Source organism: Kothea flammea (assembly GCF_052161645.1).
Lineage (GTDB): Bacteria > Planctomycetota > Planctomycetia > Pirellulales > Pirellulaceae > Laterigemmans.
Genome location: NZ_CP197414.1, coordinates 69,708 through 88,876, shown reverse-complemented (window position 1 = coordinate 88,876; position 19,169 = coordinate 69,708). Strand labels below are relative to the sequence as shown.

The window sequence follows — 19,169 nt, the reverse complement described above, 5'->3', positions numbered from 1 at the left end:
CAATGACTGCTCCTATTTTACAAGCTGCCGATTTGCAGAAGACCTATGGACGACGTCGAGTCGTTGATGGGGTTAACCTACACGTCAACGACGCCGAGATCGTCGGCCTGCTGGGCCCTAATGGAGCCGGCAAATCAACCAGCTTTCGCATGATCTGCGGGTTGGTCGAACCCGACCACGGGCGAGTCTACTTGTCGGGCCAAGATGTCACCGATTGGCCCATGTTTCGCAGGGCCCGGGACGGCGGCATGGGATACCTGCCGCAGGAACCGAGCGTCTTTAAAAAGCTAACGGTCGAACAAAATATCTCATCATTGTATGAGTTAATGGGAGTCGGACGTAAAGACCGTCGCGAACGTACCGACGCGTTGTTGGAAGAATTCAACATCACGCATATACGCAAAGAGAAAGCGGCCGGACTCTCCGGTGGCGAACGACGTCGCTTGGAAATCGCCCGCTGCCTCGTCAGCAACCCGCAAATTGTCATGCTCGACGAACCGTTCGCCGGTATCGATCCCGTCACGGTGCAAAGCATCCAAGGTGTGATCCGCCAATTGCGAGAATCGGGAATCGCCGTGCTGATCACCGATCACGCAGCCCGCGAGATTCTCGGCACGGTCGATCGTTGTTATGTGATCTATCAAGGCCAAGTATTAATTGACGGCACGCCGGAAGAAGTCAAACGGCACCCGAAAGTCAAAGAAGAGTACTTGGGGGATCTCGACGGGGCCGCATCGCTAACTCCCCACGTACCCCGCCCCACAACCACTCCCCGCCCCCGCCGGGTAGCCGATGTGTAACAGTGCTCTGTCATCCGCGTAAGACGGGGACAGCAAAGAATCGAACCGTTGCCTCCGGTGGCAAAAATCGCCCTCAAGCTTTACATTCGAGCTTGAAAGTCGTCACGTTGCTGTCTGTTCAGACTCACTAGCCTCCACCGATGTTGCCTCCCGTGTCTACCTCCACCGAAACCACCGATCCCTATTTCCAAACCCTGTTCGCCGATCGCATTGGGGGCTCTCAGTACGGTAAAGGCACGGGCATCTATAAATTTGAAAAGATCAAACGGGCCAAGCGAAAAGCGTTAGCCGACCATCCCGATCGCCAATTGCTCGATTTCGGCATCGGCGAAAATGACTCGATGGCCCCGGCCAGCGTCCGGGAAGTGATGGCCGCGGAAATAAACCGCCCCGAAAACCGTGGTTACTCGGACAACGGCATCATCGAATTCAAGCAAGCAGCCGCTCGCTTTATGGAGCGCAATTTCCAAGTCAAGCTCGACCCGGTCACTCAGATCGTGCACGCGATCGGCAGCAAACCGGCCTACGCGATGCTGCCCGCTTGCTTCATCAATCCAGGCGATGTGACGCTGATGACTGTGCCTGGTTATCCAGTCGCCGGCACGCACACGCAATATTATGGTGGCTCGGTTTACAAGCTACCGCTGCTGGCCGAGAACAATTTTCTGCCCGATTTTAACCGCGTTCCCCAAGACTTGTGGGAGCGAGTGAAAATGCTGGTGCTCAATTATCCCAACAGTCCCACGGGGCAATTGGCGACGGCCGATTTTTACGCGCGGGTCGTCGAACTGGCTCATGAAAAGCAGTTTGTTGTCGTGCAAGATGCCGCGCACATCATGCTCTCTTTTGCTGAACCACCACGCAGCTTTCTGCAAACGCCCGGCGCGCTCGATGTTGGAGTCGAAGTCCACTCGATGAGTAAAGCGTTTGACATGATCGGCTGGCGAATGGGCTGGGTTTGCGGCCATCCGCGGATCGTCGCCGCGTACGCTGACGTCAAGGACAACAGCGACAGCGGGCAATTTATGGCGACGCAGAAAGCCGCCGCCGCGGCCCTCGATGATCCCTCGATTCCCACCGCGATCGCTGCCAAATATCGCCGGCGTCTGGAAAAGCTGGTCGCCGTGCTGGGTGATTGTGGCTTCCGTTGCGAAGTCCCCGGCGGAACCTATTTCTTATACACTCGAGCACCCTTGGGAGCTGGCGATGGATCCCGTTTCGCTGCCGCCGAGGATGCCACGCGTTACCTTATCGAAGACCTCGGCGTGGTCACCGTTCCCTGGGACGATGCAGGCTCATTCTTGCGATTCAGCGTCACCTATGAAGCGGCTGACGAAGCGGCCGAGGATGCACTAATGCAAGAAACCAAACAGCGACTGCAAGGGGCCGGTTTGATTTGGCAGTAATGCTGGTTAGCACTGCAATTGCCTTTGGGCAGCGGCGGGTGAGCAGGTCAATCCCCGCTGGGAGAAGTTTGTTGTTGAAGGGTTTGCTGTTGAAGAGCATCCGCTCGGCCGCAAGCGGCGAGCCCCCACAACAACCAACCGAAACAGACGATGATGGTGCCATAGATCAGCCAAAAGTCGCCAAAGACCAGCGAACCAGCCGCCGACTCGCTGGACGCCGGGATATCGGTCGGTTCGCTGGCCGACGCAATCGCTGCGGCCACCAGTCCCGCGGCGGTAACCAGCGGCAACCCCAGCAGATAACCGCGCCGTCGCGAACCGACAATCATCGCCAGCGTGGCAACCATCACCAATGATGACGTTACCACCAGTGTGCCGGGCAAAAAACGATCATCGACTTGCGGCCCATAACGACGAATTGCCACCATCATTCCCGCCACGATGGTCGTGATCACAATTAAGCTGATAATGTTGAACTGTGCTCGAGGTGGCAACCGCTTGGCTGACTCTCGCCAACTTTGCCAGACCGGCAAATGCAAGATGGTAGCCAAGAGAGTCTGTAAGATCCCAAAACTACTCAACATAATAAAATAACGCTCGGCCGGCTGACCACGAGCCACTCCCATCAGCAGGCAATGCCAAGCCAAGGCAGCGCCCAAAATCAACACTCGCCCCATCCGCATTGGCTGACGGACCAGCACCCACACGCTGGCCGACCAGCCCGCCCACATCGCAGCCACCCAAATCTGCATTGCCGCGGAGAGGATCGAGCCTTGAGCAAAGTAACATAGGTATAACTGCAAAGCCAACACAACGGCTGCTAGCAGACTAGTACGCGGCCCCCAACGCAGCACGTCCTGATCAAGTGAATCGCCAAGTTGAGAGCTGGCAGTCAAAAGGTGCTTTCCCAAGCAAGTGTTGTCGGTCATGATTCATTTTCATCGGTACCTAGCATCTTACTCGCTTCTCCCTCCTCGTGACGACCATGGACGAATCGGCAACGCTCTCGCTGCTCGGCATCATCGGACATCCGATCGCCGGTAACCCGACGCAATTCGCGTTGGAAGAAGCCTTGCGAGCGGCGGGGCTCGATTGGCAATGCCTGTCCTTTGATGTACCACCCAAACAGTTGAGTGCTGCCGTGGCCGGCGTTGCGGCACTCGGCTTTCGCGGCGTCAGCATCGCGCCACCATTCGGCTGCGAGGTCGCCAACTTGATCCAGCAACTCTCCCCCACCAGCCAGCTCACCGGTTGGGTCGATGTGCTCGCCCTCAACTCTCAAAGACAACTCGTTGGCTATCACTTGATGGCAGATGCTATGATCGAGCTCATCGGAGCCAACAAGCTGGCAGACGCCCATGTGGCCCTACTTGGTAATACACCCAAGCTGGCGGCATTAGGCAAGGCGCTGCAAAGCCACGACATCGCCTCCCTTTGGTTTGCTGAAGAAGCCGACGACCAAACCGAGTATGATATCGTGATCCGCGGTTCAAATCACCATTCCAGCAAAATTGGCGACTCAGACCAACCGGCTCGTTTCAGCGAACCACAGATTGAACAACTCACCTCCGACTGCGTCGTAATTGACCTGGCTGTCACCGCCAGCACTTCGCCACTGTTGCGGTTTGCCGCCAACCGCGGGATTGCGATCTTCTCGTCAATCGACCTGTTCGTACATCGCGCATCATTGGCCTTCAAACTTTGGACTGGTGTCCAAGCCGACCAACAGCGGTTACGAGAAGCCTTCGAAGAATACCTCGAAATCTAATCGCTCGCAGCGGGCAAGCTCGCCAGTCGCTCGCACTCCCGCAACCAGCCAGCTAAACTTGAGCAGTTAAAACGAAACGGGAAAGCAACGGGAGCAAGAACAATGGCGATTGGCAAATGGCTGATGGGTGGCTTTGCCGGAGCGGCGATCGGCGCGATCATTTGGATCTTGGTCAGCTATTATTTAAATGCCGAAGTTGGCTACGTCGCCGTGGCGATCGGCTTTCTCGCGGGCCTCGGTGTTCGTCTTGCTTCCCGTTATGATGGCACGCCACCGACGACGACCCAGGCGGTATTGGCGGCGTTGATTGCCCTCATCACCTTGCTGGCCGCCAAATATCTGGTGATCAGCCTTAAAGTTGACGAAGCAATCCTGGCAAAACAACTTCCCGTAGAAGGACGCGAACAACTGAAGATTGAGTTCTACCTCCAGTCGTTCGGACTGTTTGATTTACTTTGGATCGTGTTTGCAATCAGCAGTGCTTACGGCGTTGCCAATGAGGATAAATCGTCGCCCTCAGCACCAACAGACTCGCATGACTACGAATCCAACGACTACGAAACAGCCTCGGATCGGCATGCAGCCGAGTTGGGTTCGCCAGGCGACTTCCCACCAAAATCGGATCGGCCCAATTAAGTCAGGCCGACCAAAACGTGCCGCGAAAAATCGAAAGCGACCCTAGCCGGTGCACCACTGCTGCTCAAACCACTCCACCCGGCTAGCCCGCGTGGCAGTGTACTTCGCAGCAGGATCGAACTTCTTATTCTTCAAAAATAACAGCAACGTATCGGCGGGCACTTCGGCATGTTGGGCAACGATGTCGACGAACTCACTTTCCGGCTTCCAGTCGTACAACAATTTGTTATCACGCTCGAACCAATCGGTTAAATATTCGGCGTTGCTGGAGCTGGTGACCACAAAGTCGCATTTCTTCTTGCAGAGGAAACATAACAGGCTGGCCGCCAATTGCCGCGCCGCCACGGTGTCATTTCCGCAGCTTGTGGCGGCGACGTTCCAGATGCTGATGAATCCGTCTTCATCCACGTCGCTGGGCAAGAAAGTAATTTCGACAGGCGCCGCGGGGGGGGGATTTGAATCGGCCGGGTTCGAATCAAGCGAATTCGAATCAGTTGAAGTGGATTGATCTTCAGCTGACGACATGACGCCTCCTAAGAATGAGCATACGAATCAGACGTAGAGCCCTCAGATAGGCTCCGCAATTCCGGACACGCTCGCCCGGTCGCCAAAACAATTGCGAGAGATTACTTCCTTATTTAACACATTTTGGCAGCTCCGCACCAGTGGGCAAGCATTCACCACTCCGCGTCACGCCCAAGTTAGCAAAATGAAATTCCCGCAAAAAATGCCGTCAGTGCGGCGAGCGCGTTTAGTCCTTGAAGTTTGCATCCATCCCCTACAATCAGCATGCTTAACCCATGCGTTAACACACTCTTTACAATTTTAGCGCATCGCGGGGACTGAAGAACCATCAAAAACAGGCAAACTGTCCCCGCGCAATTTTTCCAGGCGGAGAGATCGCAGATGCGCGCGAAATCGGATTACGGAACGAATTCAGCAGCTTTCCGACGCAGATTGCTAGTTGAGCAACTAGAATCTCGACGCTTGTTAACCGCCGTCCCCAGCTTGCTGGCCGACGTCAATCAGCGCCCCAATGGGTCGGACCCTGCGGAATTTGTGACGTTTCAAGACAAGCTGTACTTCGCCGCCGCTACAAACCTCAGGGGACACGAGCTATGGACCAGTGACGGCACCGCGGCTGGCAGCGCACTTTTGAAGGACATCTCCCCGGGCGCCGTTTCCTCCTCACCGGGAGGCTTCGTGGCCATGGGGGATTGGCTTTACTTTACAGCCCAGAATCCCCAATTCGGCCGCGAACTTTGGCGGACCGACGGCACGCCGGAAGGAACCGAGCTGGTCAAAGACATTTACGCGGGCTCGGCAAGTTCTTCGCCAAGCGAACTAACAGCGATCGACGACTTGCTTTATTTCTCGGCTTTGACTGGTTCTAGCGGTCGAGAATTATGGAAAAGCGATGGCACCGCCGCAGGCACGACTCTCGTTAAGGACCTCCACCCCTCGGGTAACGCATCGCCAGAGCACCTGACGAACATTGCCGGCACTCTATTTCTGTCGGCATGGACTCCAGATTTTGGTCGCGAACTTTGGAAGACGGACGGCACAGACGAAGGAACACTGTTGGTAAAAGACATTCAAGAAGGTAACGCGTCATCAACACCAAACTCGCTGGTAAACCTTAACGGCGAACTGCTCTTCAGCGCTACCAGCGTCGAGCTTGGTAGAGAGCTCTGGAAAAGCGACGGCACTGAGAGTGGCACGACAAACTTAGGGGATTTGGCCGTCGGCGCTGAATCTTCATCACCGGGCCAAATCACGGCCACTATCGATACCGCGTTCTTTACGGCATCAACAACCTCCACGGGGATGGAACTGTGGCAAACTGACGGCACCCCAGCGGGTACCAAGTTAACAAAAGATATCCGCGACGGCTCGATTGGCTCCAATCCGGCACAACTCACAGCGGTCAACGAGATCATCTACTTCCGTGCTCATCAAAACAGCACCGGCAGTGAATTATGGAAAAGCGATGGGACAGAAGCCGGCACACAACTCATCAAAGATATTTTTCCAGGCGTTTCATCAGCGAGTCCAGACAAGCTGATCAACGTGGAGGGCCAGCTCTTTTTCACGGCAAGCAGCGTGGGAATTGGCCGCGAACTTTGGTCCAGCAATGGCAGCGAAACCGGTACGTTGCTGGTTAAAGATGTCCGCCCGGGACTAGATTCCTCAAGCGTAAACCACCTGGCCGCATTCGGTACCCAAGTCGTCTTTTCCGCCTTAAACGAGTCATCAGAACGCGAACTTTGGAGCAGCGATGGTACTGATGCGGGTACCACTCAAGTCGCTGATATCAACCCAGCAACTCTCTCCTCGTCTGCTCATAATTTTCACAACCACGAAGGTACCGTTTATTTTGCAGCCAACGACGGGGTGAACGGGAACGAATTGTGGAAAAGCGATGGGACGCCAGAAACGACCCAACAAGTCAAAGACATCAGTATCGGCTCTTCAAACCCTCGGGAATTCCTCAGTCTGGGAAGTTACGTCTTTTTTGCTGCGAATAGCCATGTTGGCTTGGAACTCATGAAGACCGATGGCAGTACCGACGGTACGACACTTGTCAAAGACATCTACACTGGTGGACTTTCCTCAAATCCCCGTGAGCTTACGTTGCTGGGGAATCGTATCTTGTTTACCGCCCAAAGCCCCTCGGAGGGTCATGAACTCTGGAGCAGCGACGGAACGACTGATGGCACTCACCTGTTGATCGATATTCGCAGCGGAACCAGTTCCTCCTCACCAGATCAGCTGACGGTTGTCAATGATACGTTATACTTCACGGCAATTTCCGATGACCATGGTCGCGAACTTTGGAAAAGTGATGGCACACCCGCGGGAACATCACTTGTCAAAGATATCCGAGAGGGCGCCAATCCATCAAATCCAACCGACCTGACAGCGTTTGGAAGTCACTTATTTTTCACTGTCGACGACGGATTAAGTGGTCGAGAATTATGGAAAACTGACGGAACTTCGGACGGCACCCAGATGGTGATTGATATCCGCGAAGGGACCGGATCCGCCTCACCTACCGAATTAACGGTGGTTGATGAAACATTGTTTTTCAGTGCATATGCGTCCGACACAGGCCGCGAACTATGGCGAAGCGATGGCACTGCTGTGGGCAGCTATCTCGTTAAGGATGTCTACCCTGTAGCCGCTTCCTCGAGTCCTCAACAACTCACGGCAGCCGATGGTAATCTTTACTTTTCCGCTCACACATCTGCTGCTGCTCGCGAACTTTGGATCAGTGACGGTAGCGAGGAGGGCACTAGGCTGGTAAAAGACATCTTTCCCGGCAACCAGACGGCAGATCCAACAAACTTGGTTTCGATCGGTGAATTCTTATTTTTCATCGCCGACGATGGCATTAACGGACGGGAGATTTGGCGAACGACCGGTAGTGAAGCGGAAACCGTGATGATCGCCGATATACGCGCCGGCGCGGGCTCAAATCCTAACGCATTTACCAATGTCAATGGCGCGCTCTTGTTCTCCGCTGCCGATGGGATGCATGGTATCGAACCTTGGCAGTACCTAACGAACTCGGCTCCCGTCAACATCCAGCTTAGCAGTCATCACGTTGCTGAAAACCTGCCAATTGAATCGGTAGTCGGCCAACTTACAACGCTAGATGCAAGCGAGAACGATAGTTTCACCTACAGTCTAATAAACGGCAATGGCGATACGGACAATTCGCTCTTTATCATTGACGGCAACCAACTGAAAACAGCTGTTGCATTTGATTATGAAATGGGCGATCAATATTCCATCCGCCTGCGTACGACTGACGGTGAAAATCAGACCCTTGAAAAGCAATTGTGGGTATGGATTGACGATGTCAATGACCGTCCCAGCCTAAGTCAAATAGACACCTTGGAAACGGCTGGCATCAACGCGGCATTTAAGATCAGTTATGATGCACTATTCGCCGAATCAGACGCCTTTGATCAAGATGCGGATCCCATCAGCTTTCGTGTCGAATCAATCAGCAACGGCACTTTAAGCAAAGCGGGTGAACCAGTGGTCCCCGGCGAGACATTAATCGACCCCACGGACCAATTGGTGTGGACACCACCTCAGGATGCACAAGGGATCATACCGGCTTTCGAGGTGGTCGCCTGGGATGGTGCGCTGTCTTCCACACCGGCGGTGCAAGTTTCCGTGAACGTGGAAGCTTGGTCACTGGCCCTCACGTTTACCGACTCCGTTGTTGCCGAAGCCGGCCCGCTGCTGGCGACCACCGCCACCATCCGACGAATTGGTGATCTTACCGATCCCTTAACTGTCACGGTTGACAATAATGACAACAGCGAGATTGAGGTGGCCGATCAAGTCACCATCCCGGCCGGAGCAAGTGCGGTGACGATCGATGTGATGCTTGTCAACGACGCCGAATTGGACGGGGAGCAGGATGTCTTGGTCAGTCTCTCGGCCAACGATTATCCGCTCCACTCCAGCACCATTACCGTGCTGGACGACGATACCGCCGACTGGCGAACGATCGGTGGCGACATTAGTGGCACGCTGTCGGCAAGTGATTACCAGGTCTTGCAACCCTTGAGTGTCCGCGACGGGGAGGTGCTGACGATAGCCCCTGGAAGTCAACTGAAGTTCCAGCCGAACATCGGACTGCTGGTCCCCGACACCAGCCGTTTGATGGCCGTCGGCAACATCGCCAACCCGATTATGTTCACCAGTGCCGCCGCCTCTCCTGCCGCTGGTGATTGGCAAGGTGTCACCATCGCTAACGCCACGGCTGATCACAGTATCCTTGAATATGTCGAGATTGCCTACGCAATCAATGGTATCGCGAATCTAAATAATAACCTTGCCCGTTTTCATCTAACCAACTCAATTGTTCGTCAGACTTCACAATATGGAGTCTTGGTCTCCGTGGGTTATGGAAACTTTCTTGCTCCCAGCGATGTCTCGATTTCCGAAAATCAGATCTATCAAAACCAGCAAGGCGGAATTCTGCTGGGTGCCAGGGGCATATCGGGTAATCCACCGCGAAGTGGCTCGAACCAAGCGACGGTGACTGCCAACGAAATTTTTGAGAATCCCATTGGCATTAACATCTTCGCCAGCTACTCGATTGCTGGGGGGCTTGTCGGCTCAGCCTCTGCTGGGCCCACGATCGTTGGAAACTACCTGCACCATAACGACAAAGGACTTCGCGGGTCAGCGTCGAAACCATCGGGCGCCTTCGGGAGTGCCTGGTTGTCCGGCACTTATGTGAATAACTTGATCGTAGAAAATTTCGGGATCGGCATGGAGTTTGTTCGCTCCAGTGGATTACTAGCTCCCGAGATTATCAACAATACTGTCGCACTGAATGATGCGGAAGGCATCAAACATGATGTACTCCATAGCTCAACGTTACTTCATAACAATCTAGTTGCCAGCAACGCGAGCGGCATTGTCGCCACAAGCAACTGGAATGTCCCAGAGGAACAGGTCGGATACAACAACGTCTGGGGTCACAACGACGGTGACTGGGTGGGGTACCCTGATCTATACGGAAACCTGAACACGACCAACGCAAATGGGACACCAGCTGATGCGGAACAAAACCTAAGCATCAACCCACAATTTATTCAGCCCGGCAGCGACTATCGACTGCGGATCACCTCTCAAATGATCAACGCTGGCAGTAGTGCAGAAGCTCCCGCCGATGACCATGACGGCAACCTAAGGGAAGCTGCCCCCGACATCGGCAGCTTAGAAATGATTCCGTCTGCTCCCATTGAGATTCAGCTTTCCGACGACACGCTCGATGAGGAACAGCCCATTGGCACTGTGGTTGGTCTGCTAAGTTCTATCGATGTGGACATCGACGACATGCACAGCTACGAGTTGGTCGCCGGTTTGGGTAGCGATGACAACGAACTGTTTGCAATCAATGGAGATCAATTGACAACCGCCGCCATATTCGACTTCGAATCACAGGCAACTATTGATATTCGCCTGCGATCAACCGACTTACTCGGCCTGTCGCTAGAACAAACTTTCGTGCTGCAAGTCCTCGATGTCAACGAAGCTCCAATCGCGATTAACGTGATCAACGCAATGGGCAATATTGCGGAGAATAGTGACACTGGGTCAGCAATAAAAATAGCCGACTTAGCGGTAGTTGATGATGCGCTGGGGGCTAACGAACTCAGCCTGAGCGGCGCGGATGCTGAATTTTTTCAGCTCATAGGAGACGCTCTATACCTACGTGCCGCTGTCGATTTGGATTTCGAAGCTCAATCCAGCTACACCGTGCAGATCGAGGTCGATGATCCCACGGTGGGTGATACCCCAGACGCGACCGCTGACTTGATCCTCGGCGTGCTCGATCTACCCGAGGTTGCTGAGGTATCGATCAGTGATGGAAGCATCCAACGCTCGCGGGTTGACCAAGTAGTTGTCACCTTCGACGGACTGGTCGAAATTGGCGAAACAGCATTCGCGATCACAAACCGGGACAATGACCAGTTCATCACGAGCCAATTTCAATCATTCGTGATTGCCGATCAGACCGTTGCCATTATCACCTTCTCTGGTGACGGTACACGAGCTAACGGAGCCCTTGTCGATGGCAACTTTCAAATGTCCATAGCAGCATCTCAAGTGACTCGGGATGAACAACCGCTCGATGGAGATCAAGATGGCGTCGCTGGAGGAGACTACCAGTTTGGTGAATCGGCAGCAGACAATTTTTTCGCGTTCTACGGAGACACTAATGGAGATCGCCTCGTCAACTTTGTCGACTTCTTAGCATTTCGCTCCGCCTTTGGCACCATCGAAGAGGACAATGAATACGAATTTTGGCTGGATTATCAAGACGACCAAGCCATCAATTTCGTCGATTTTCTTGCCTTCCGTAGTCGCTTTGGCGAAGAGCTCGGCTTCTAGGCCTTGAGCAGAGAGCCATTTGCCCGTGAGCGGGGTGACAGTTTTCATTGTTGCTCAGCAGAAGTTCCGCTATACTTTCGGGGGGCAACACGCTTTCTTGGAAAATTAGTTAGGGGGGGGTGCAGGTTGACGGAGCCAAGCAAATCGATCGACACCAAGTTTGATGGAGCGAGTAAAGTCAGTGCTGACGAGCCCGCTGATGATATCACGGAGTGGACTCAACATTGGCCAGCCCGCCAGCTGGGAGACTACCAACTTGGTGAAGAACTGGGCCGTGGCGGCATGGGTGTCGTGTACCGAGCGACGGAAGTTGGGCTGGGGCGCGATGTCGCCCTGAAACTGCTGCCAGATAAAGCTCGCCTATCCGCAACGCAAGTCGAGCGGTTTTTGTTGGAAGCCCGAGCGGCGGCTCGCTTGAACCACAACCACATCATCCCCATCTTTCACGTGGGCGAAGATGCGGGAACATGGTTCTACACCATGAAGCTGATTGAAGGACGAAACATCGCTCAAGTCATTCGTGAGGCAAAAACTGGCTCCGAAACGCAGCAACCGACAGCCAGCCTGACCAGCCGTCAAGCGGGCGAATCCAAGTCGACCGTCAAACTCAACCCCAAAGCCACGAAAGTTGACACTGGTAGCCCGGGCGAACTATCCGGCAACCTACTCTCCGACGCCTCCCAACGCAGCAATCCAAAAGCGGCCAACCAACTGGCCTATTCGATTGCCATGCTGGGGCACAGCGTTGCCGACGCCCTGCAACATGCCCATGAACAGGGAGTCGTGCATCGCGATATCAAACCATCCAACTTGATTCTCGATGCGGACCACAAAGTTTGGGTCGCCGACTTTGGACTTGCCCAACTGCAAAATTCACCCCGCTTGACGCAAACGGGAGATGTTGTTGGCACACTACGCTATATGAGTCCTGAACAGGCCTCCGGACGTCGCGGCTTTGTCGATCATCGCACCGACATTTACTCCTTGGGAATCACGCTTTACGAACTAGCGACGCTCCGCCGCGCCTATCAAAGCAAAACCACTCGCGAACTGCTGCGAGAAATCACCTTCGAGCGACCGACCCCGATTCACAAACTCAACAACCGTCTGCCGCGCGACTTCAGCACGATCATCGGCAAAGCGACCGAGCGAAATCCGGCCGATCGCTACCAAACGGCTGCCGATTTCGCCGAAGACCTGAAACGATTTGCCGAAGGAAAATCACTATCCGCCAAACCCCCCAGCGCGCTGAAGCGGGCTAAAACTTGGCTTACCGAACGACCTTTGGTATCCGCCTCCTTGCTGGCCTCCGGAATTGTCTGCCTGCTGGCGTTGGCCCTCACCTCGTGGGCATTGGCCGGCCAACTGGCTGAACGCAATCGCTCGCTGGCCGTCGTCAGCGATGCATTACAAACCAAGCTAGGTCAATGGCTACTGGCCGAATCAAGGGGCGTAACCGAACAAGACCCTGCACTGGGTATCGCCCTAGCAGCACGAGGTGCAAAACTGGCCCCCGGCCCCTCAGCCAACGCTGCACTCCTGCACTCCCTTAACCAAAACCACGAACTCCTGTCGGTGCAAACGGACAATTCCGATTCTCAGCGTCTGCATTTCAATCGCTCCGGCGATCAACTCGTGATCGGCACCGGGGCGAATTACAACGGCCAAGCGGACAAAACTAAAATCATTGATCTCACTTCGGGGCAGATCATCGCCACCTTGGAGAACAGCGAACAGGTCACCACTTCCATTTATAGCCCTGACGGCAAAACGCTGCTCACCGGCGGCATTACCAAATCGATCTCCGCAGAGCAACAAACGCTAGAGAAAAAAGACTGCGTTCCTATCGTTGCTTGGAACACTGAGACCTATGAACAAGGCAGCATCATTCGCGATTGCCACGCGTGCGAACTGAGCGATGGAGTCTTTTCCCCCAGCCGACCACAAATCGCCTTGCCAAATTGGCGCAACGAAATCGTCTTGCTCAATACGCAAGACTGGCAAACCGTCGAAATGACACTCCGCGGACACTCCGCACCAATCGTCCAGGCGATTTTCTCTCCCGACGGGTCCCGCATAGCTAGCTGGTCAACAGACGGCAAGATCATTATGTGGAATGCAAACACCGGCCAGCAAACCGACCAAGCCAACATTGCCAGCAGCCGTCCGCTGTGGATGAAATTAGCGTTCTCGCCTGACTCAAAATACCTCATGCTGCACGGTAATTTACAAGCCCATATCAGTAGCTCAAATAACTTAGCAGATAAACGAAGTTTCAGCTGCGAAAACGCCGCCTTCAGCCAAACCCCAAACGTAATACGTTGGAAACAATACATCAATGACATCTCTCTTGTCAGCTTCGATCTACAAGAGAACAAGTTGATTAACGAGTACTTTCCTGAAAATTACATTTACGATTATCTCGAACTGTCAGAAAACGGCCTGCTGGCCACAATCTCAGAAAAAGGCAATATCAACCTTGTCGACATAGATGCGGGAACCGTCATTTCACAGCTCCGAGGTCACAAAGACCATGTAATGGCTCTGGCCAAATCTCCAAACAAGAAACGACGCCTAGCCTCACTAAGCTGGGATGGCACGCTGAAACTCTGGGACTGGAACAGCGATCTTAGCAGACGAACAGAAGACTTCACCCTGCCCACTGACATTCCCACGATCGTAAATATTTCCGCAGCTGGAAACCAAGCGATTGTCGGCAATTTCGTGCAGACTATCACCCAGATTTACGCATTCGAGCCTTCTCCTAATCAACAGCAACCACGAGTCACCTTAGCCGGTAAAATCAGAGCCAAACTACCCAATGGCAACTTGGTAACCACGACAGCCGACCAACTCATTATTTGGGACGCCACCAGCTCCAGGCAATTGCGGAGCGTCAGATTACCAACCCGGTACATCGACGGCTTTGCGGAACGCACGAACGCTGCAGTCGATACCCCTGAAGATGACACAAGCATTGACGATACACCCAGTGGGGCCGTATTCCTTACGGAAACTGGCAGACTCTATCAATGGGATTATGCGCTGAACCAATGTCAGCCATTAACGGGTCCCGATGAAACGGTAAATCGCATCGCCGTTAATCGCCAGCAAGATCTTTGGTACCTTGGATTCACCAACGGTAACATTGAAAAGCTGGATTTAAGCACCCTGCAACGCGAAGTGGTTGTCAAGCTGAATGCCAGTATTTTTCAGATCGATCTGTCTCAAGACCAGCAACGATTACTGATTAGCAAGCAGGATCGTACCGCGATTATTTGGGATTTAAAAGCCGGCAAACAAACCCACTCGCTGGGCGACTCCAACTCGCCCGTATATCTTGCCTGGTTTACCCGCTCAGATGCTAACATTCTGACAATACCAGATATCCGTACGCAGCAAATAACCCTGCGAGAGCTTGATTCCGAATCGCTCGGGGCAGTGAAAGCTACATTTGAACTGCCCATCAAGGAACGATTCGTTTTTCGCGGGGTCGCGTGGAATCCAACTCGCACTCAATTGGCGTTCATCCTCGACCAACACGGCGGGCATGTATGGAATCTCGAGCTGATGGAACAATTCGAAGTCACCAAAAGAACATCGCAGCACGTAAGCTTTACAACCGATCGATTCTTGTTTTGCGCATCCGGAAGCCCTCAAGTCTCTGCGGAGGAATCCGCAGAGCAACTCATCAAATCGGCCGAGCCAAGCCTCATTCACTGGGATGCGGCACGACACACCGTGCTTAAAGAAGAGCCTCTGGAGCTTGATGTTTCCCGCTTGGCGACACTCGATTCCAATGGAGAATTCGTGGTCTCCGGAGGTTCCCATAACTTACGCATTGTCGACCTCGACACTGGCAACACTGTCGGAACGCTCAACAGCCTGTCAAGTCCATGCGTTTTGGCAAAGTTTTGTTGCAACCAACAAATTGTGACCGTCACCCAAACTGGAAGCATCAACTTACACTCACGAACCGGCACTCGACCCGTGAAAGTGGCTGAACACGAATATCAAGTTACACACGCGGTGTTGTCCCCCGACGGACGACTGCTCTTATCAACCGACGAAGCGGGGATCACAATCCAGAGCGATCTTGCTAGTCGCTCCAGCGCTGTCCTTCAACAAACGCCTCAAGTCAACATCAAGCACGCGTTTGGACCCAGCGGAAATCGAGTGGTTAGTTTTGGCGGCAGCCATCCGGTGCGAGTTTGGGATGCCAGAAGCAAACAGGGAACCGAAATCGAGATCGATGAGGGTGTGCATTCGGCAGTGTTTAGCCCCGACGAAGCGTTGTTGCTGCTGCTGGTCGGCCAGTCAAAGCCAAGAATCGCGTCGGCTGGCTTCAACAGAGGACGCGCCGAAGCCAGCCAAAGCGTGACGACTGCTTGGCTGATCAACTTGGAGAATGGGCAACGCAGTCCTATCAAGCTGGCCAACCAAACCGCGATGGGACACTTTGTTGGTAACAACCAACAGCTGGTCCTGCTCGATTCCCGGGGGACGCTAACGCTGCATCAAATAAACGATTTGCAACGTGTTAGCACGCTGGCCGCCGACATCCGATTTCAAGCGCTGCTACAAAGTCAAACGGGTTCCGATAAAATCTATGCCGTCCACCGTGATGGAGTTTCTGTGTTTACGCCAAGCGAAACCCAAGTCGCTTGGGAGATCCCTACCAACGTGCAAACCGTTAATGTTCAAAGACGAGTCAACAACTGGCAAGTATCCAACGACAACGCCCAGTGGCTGCTGCTGCCGCATCAAAACACCATCATGCGAGTCCCACGGGACCCGCTGAAATATGCGGAAGCAATCAGCCCGCGATCACTCACGCAGCCCGAAGAAGTCCATTACTCCATCTCCACTTGGGACGGAGTCAAACCATAAGACCGCGTTGTAGTTGGCGATCAGCGACAAAGGCTCAGCGACAAAGACGTCGTGCCCGCAGCCGTCCAAATAGCCCTAATCCCCGAGGCCGCGAGGGACAGCAAACCGGCTTAGGGGGACAAGCCGTTGGGCAACAAGTCGGTGGAGGACAGACGGGGGTGATGTAACAGCTACGGGGGCAAATCGGTGGACATCCACCAACCGTTTGCACCACACAGTCGCCGGGCCAGCCACCAGCCGCACGACAGCACAGCGCCGCATCCAAACAAGCTTCAGTCGGAGTCGCCCCACTCCCGTGACATGTACTAACTCGCCCACCCCTGCATTCCATGGTCGCCTGATAAATTGGCGGGGGAGGCGGAGGCAAAGGACCCTGTGCCGCGGCAATGGTTCCGACCAATAAAACAAGCGTCAAACATAAACCATATCGCATGAAGTTCACTTCTATAGAGAGACTGATACGCCAAGGGGACCACCCGAAACGCGAGCAGAAAATCCCCACACCAGCCCCCTAAAGTAGGCAGCAAAAGGCAGCACTGTCAACAAGTGAAATCGAATTAACGCCGTGAATTCGGCTTCACGAAATTGGCTCGATAATCGGCCCTCAATCACTCGATTCCGTCGAAAAGCGGGCCCGAATACAAGCCAACAACGACTCAAGATGCGGCTCGGCGACTCGGTAATAAACTCGCCGACCTTCACGCTGACTGCTCAAAAATCCGCACCGCTGCATCAAACGCAAATGTTCCGAAGCCACGTTGTCGGGGACTTCACAGTCCACGGCCAACTCGCCGACGGTAAATTTCCCGGCCAATAAAACCTGGACCATCCGCAATCGAACCGGGTGCGCCAGCGTCTTTAAACACTCGGCCGCCTCGACAAAGTCGGCAGGCCCGCCGGTGGGGATCGATTCGCTCAGTCCTTCCTGATTCACCACTTTGGTCCTTGCCAAACGAGATTCAAAGAAACTATCATCATCTCGATATCTTACGGTATATGCAACTTAAATGGGAATAGACGATGGATCGGGCGGCGAAAATCGTAATTGTGGGGGGAGTTGCCGGAGGTGCCTCGGCAGCCACGCGGGCTCGGCGAATGGACGAACGGGCTGACATCATTCTAGTTGAAAAAGATGACCACGTCTCTTTCGCCAATTGCGGTCTACCCTACTACATCGGCGAGGAGATTACCCGGCGAGAGGCTTTGTTAGTGGCCACTCCGGAGTTTCTGCGGCAACGATTTCGGCTCGATGTCCGCACCGGTGAAGAAGTCTTGGCGATCGATCGCCAGCAAAAAACGGTGCGGATTCGACGGGCGGCCGATGGCCAGGAATATGAACAAGCGTATGACAAATTAATTTTAACCCCGGGTGCTTCGCCGCTGGTTCCACCACTCAGCGGAGTCGATGCGACGAACGTGATGACGCTGCGGAATGTGGCCGATACCGATCGCATCAAAGCGGTGGTTGACGGTCGAACTCGGGGGCGGGCCACCGTCGTGGGTGCCGGGTTCATTGGTTTGGAGATGGTCGAACAGCTTGTCCATCGCGGCTGGGAAGTCACGCTGGTGGAGTTGCAACCTCAAGTCTTGCCGCTGCTCGACGCCGAGATGGCGGTGCCGATCGCGAAAGAATTGACCGATCGTGGCGTCCAATTACGGCTGGGGGGTGGTCTGCAGGCGATCAATCATGATGCCAACGGGTTGGCCAACGAAGTCGAGTTGACGGGTGGCGAATCGATTCCCACCGACTTGGTTATTATTGGCATTGGCGTTCGCCCCAACACGCAGTTGGCCGTGCAAGCTGGTTTAGAAATCGGCAAGACGGGCGGAATTTTGGTTGATCGCTGGCTGAAGACGAGCGACCCGGATATTTACGCCGCCGGTGATGCGGCAGAATATCCATACGGGCCAACTGGAGAACCATCACGTGTTCCCTTAGCCGGCCCGGCGAATCGGGCGGGTCGGATTGCCGGGCAACATGCGGTCAGCGGCCAAGCCGATCCGTTGCAAGATGTTTGGGGCACTTCGATCGTACGGGTCTTCGGTGTCACGGCCGGCATGACGGGACTGACCATTAAAGGAGCTGACCGCTTTGGTATCCCAGCAATTTCCGTTTCGGTTGTTGGCAAACATCATGCCGGCTATTACCCGGGTGCCGAGGAGATGGTATTGAAGTTGGCTTATGATCCAACCAACGGGAAAGTGCTAGGACTGCAGGCGATCGGCGGTGAAGGTGTCGATAAACGTCTCGATGTGATTGCCACGCTGCTGCACTTTGGCGGCACGGTTCGCGATCTCGCCGGCCTCGACTTGGCTTACGCGCCACCCTTCGGCGCCGCCAAAGATCCATTGCATCAAGCCGCCTTTGCAGCTTGTAACCAGCTCGATGGTTTCACGAAATTTTGCCAGCCCGATGCGGACCTCAGCGACGCCCAAGTGGTCGATGTGCGAACTCCCGCCGAAGTATCCGCGGCGCCTTTGGCGGGCGTGCCACACGCTCTACAGATTCCCGTCGACGATTTGCGTAATTCGCTACATCTGCTCGACAAGCAACGCCCCGTCGTCGTCTCCTGTGGTGTCGGTTTACGCGGTCACGTAGCGGCCAGAATCCTTACCCAACACGGCTTCGATGTTCGCAACTTGGCGGGCGGGGCAAAGCTTCGCAGCCTAGCCCAGTCAGCCCACTAGCCCAGTCAGCCCACTAGCCCAGTCAGCCCACTAGCCCAGTCAGCCCACTAGCCC

10 protein-coding genes are annotated in these 19,169 nt (G+C 54.4%); 7 read left to right on the top strand and 3 right to left on the bottom strand.

The features are described 5' to 3' along the window. Positions 1 to 2: 2 nt before the first annotated feature. Positions 3 to 800, top strand: a complete 798-nt coding sequence (gene lptB, locus SH139x_RS00290; RefSeq protein ID WP_488353296.1) for an LPS export ABC transporter ATP-binding protein — start codon at positions 3 to 5, stop codon at positions 798 to 800. Positions 801 to 940: 140 nt separating this feature from the next. Then, positions 941 to 2,206, top strand: a complete 1,266-nt coding sequence (locus SH139x_RS00285) for an LL-diaminopimelate aminotransferase (RefSeq protein ID WP_488353295.1) — start codon at positions 941 to 943, stop codon at positions 2,204 to 2,206. A 47-nt stretch (positions 2,207 to 2,253) separates the two neighbouring features. Here the strand turns inward: SH139x_RS00285 and SH139x_RS00280 are convergent, their stop codons facing one another. Then, the gene (locus tag SH139x_RS00280) at positions 2,254 to 3,135 is read right to left on the bottom strand and encodes a hypothetical protein (protein ID WP_488353294.1); all 882 of its coding nucleotides are present in this window, start codon (positions 3,133 to 3,135) and stop codon (positions 2,254 to 2,256) included. Between the two features lie 56 nt (positions 3,136 to 3,191). On the opposite strand from SH139x_RS00280, the gene SH139x_RS00275 reads away from it, so the two are divergent. Together SH139x_RS00275 and SH139x_RS00270 are read left to right on the top strand one after the other, a co-directional pair. Then, positions 3,192 to 3,974, top strand: coding sequence for a hypothetical protein (locus tag SH139x_RS00275; RefSeq protein ID WP_488353293.1), 783 nt, complete (start codon positions 3,192 to 3,194; stop codon positions 3,972 to 3,974). 102 nt (positions 3,975 to 4,076) lie between these two features. Continuing rightward, a complete protein-coding gene (locus SH139x_RS00270; RefSeq protein WP_488353292.1) occupies positions 4,077 to 4,610 on the top strand; it encodes a hypothetical protein in 534 nt (177 codons plus the stop codon). Positions 4,611 to 4,652: 42 nt separating this feature from the next. Here SH139x_RS00270 and SH139x_RS00265 read toward each other — a convergent pair whose 3' ends face one another. Next, positions 4,653 to 5,135 carry a hypothetical protein gene (locus SH139x_RS00265; RefSeq protein ID WP_488353291.1) on the bottom strand — a complete coding sequence of 161 codons (483 nt, stop codon included), beginning with the start codon at positions 5,133 to 5,135 and terminating at the stop codon, positions 4,653 to 4,655. A gap of 381 nt (positions 5,136 to 5,516) precedes the next feature. On the opposite strand from SH139x_RS00265, the gene SH139x_RS00260 reads away from it, so the two are divergent. Next, the gene (locus SH139x_RS00260) at positions 5,517 to 11,537 is read left to right on the top strand and encodes an ELWxxDGT repeat protein (RefSeq protein WP_488353290.1); all 6,021 of its coding nucleotides are present in this window, start codon (positions 5,517 to 5,519) and stop codon (positions 11,535 to 11,537) included. A gap of 126 nt (positions 11,538 to 11,663) precedes the next feature. After that, complete coding sequence (locus SH139x_RS00255) at positions 11,664 to 16,427, top strand: protein kinase domain-containing protein (protein WP_488353289.1); 4,764 nt, start codon at positions 11,664 to 11,666, stop codon at positions 16,425 to 16,427. 604 nt (positions 16,428 to 17,031) lie between these two features. Here the strand turns inward: SH139x_RS00255 and SH139x_RS00250 are convergent. Continuing rightward, complete coding sequence (locus tag SH139x_RS00250; protein ID WP_488353288.1) at positions 17,032 to 17,361, bottom strand: ArsR/SmtB family transcription factor; 330 nt, start codon at positions 17,359 to 17,361, stop codon at positions 17,032 to 17,034. Positions 17,362 to 17,447: 86 nt separating this feature from the next. On the opposite strand from SH139x_RS00250, the gene SH139x_RS00245 reads away from it, so the two are divergent. Further along, on the top strand, positions 17,448 to 19,115 hold the full coding sequence (locus tag SH139x_RS00245; protein WP_488353287.1) for an FAD-dependent oxidoreductase: 1,668 nt from the start codon (positions 17,448 to 17,450) through the stop codon (positions 19,113 to 19,115). The last annotated feature ends 54 nt before the right edge of the window (positions 19,116 to 19,169 follow it).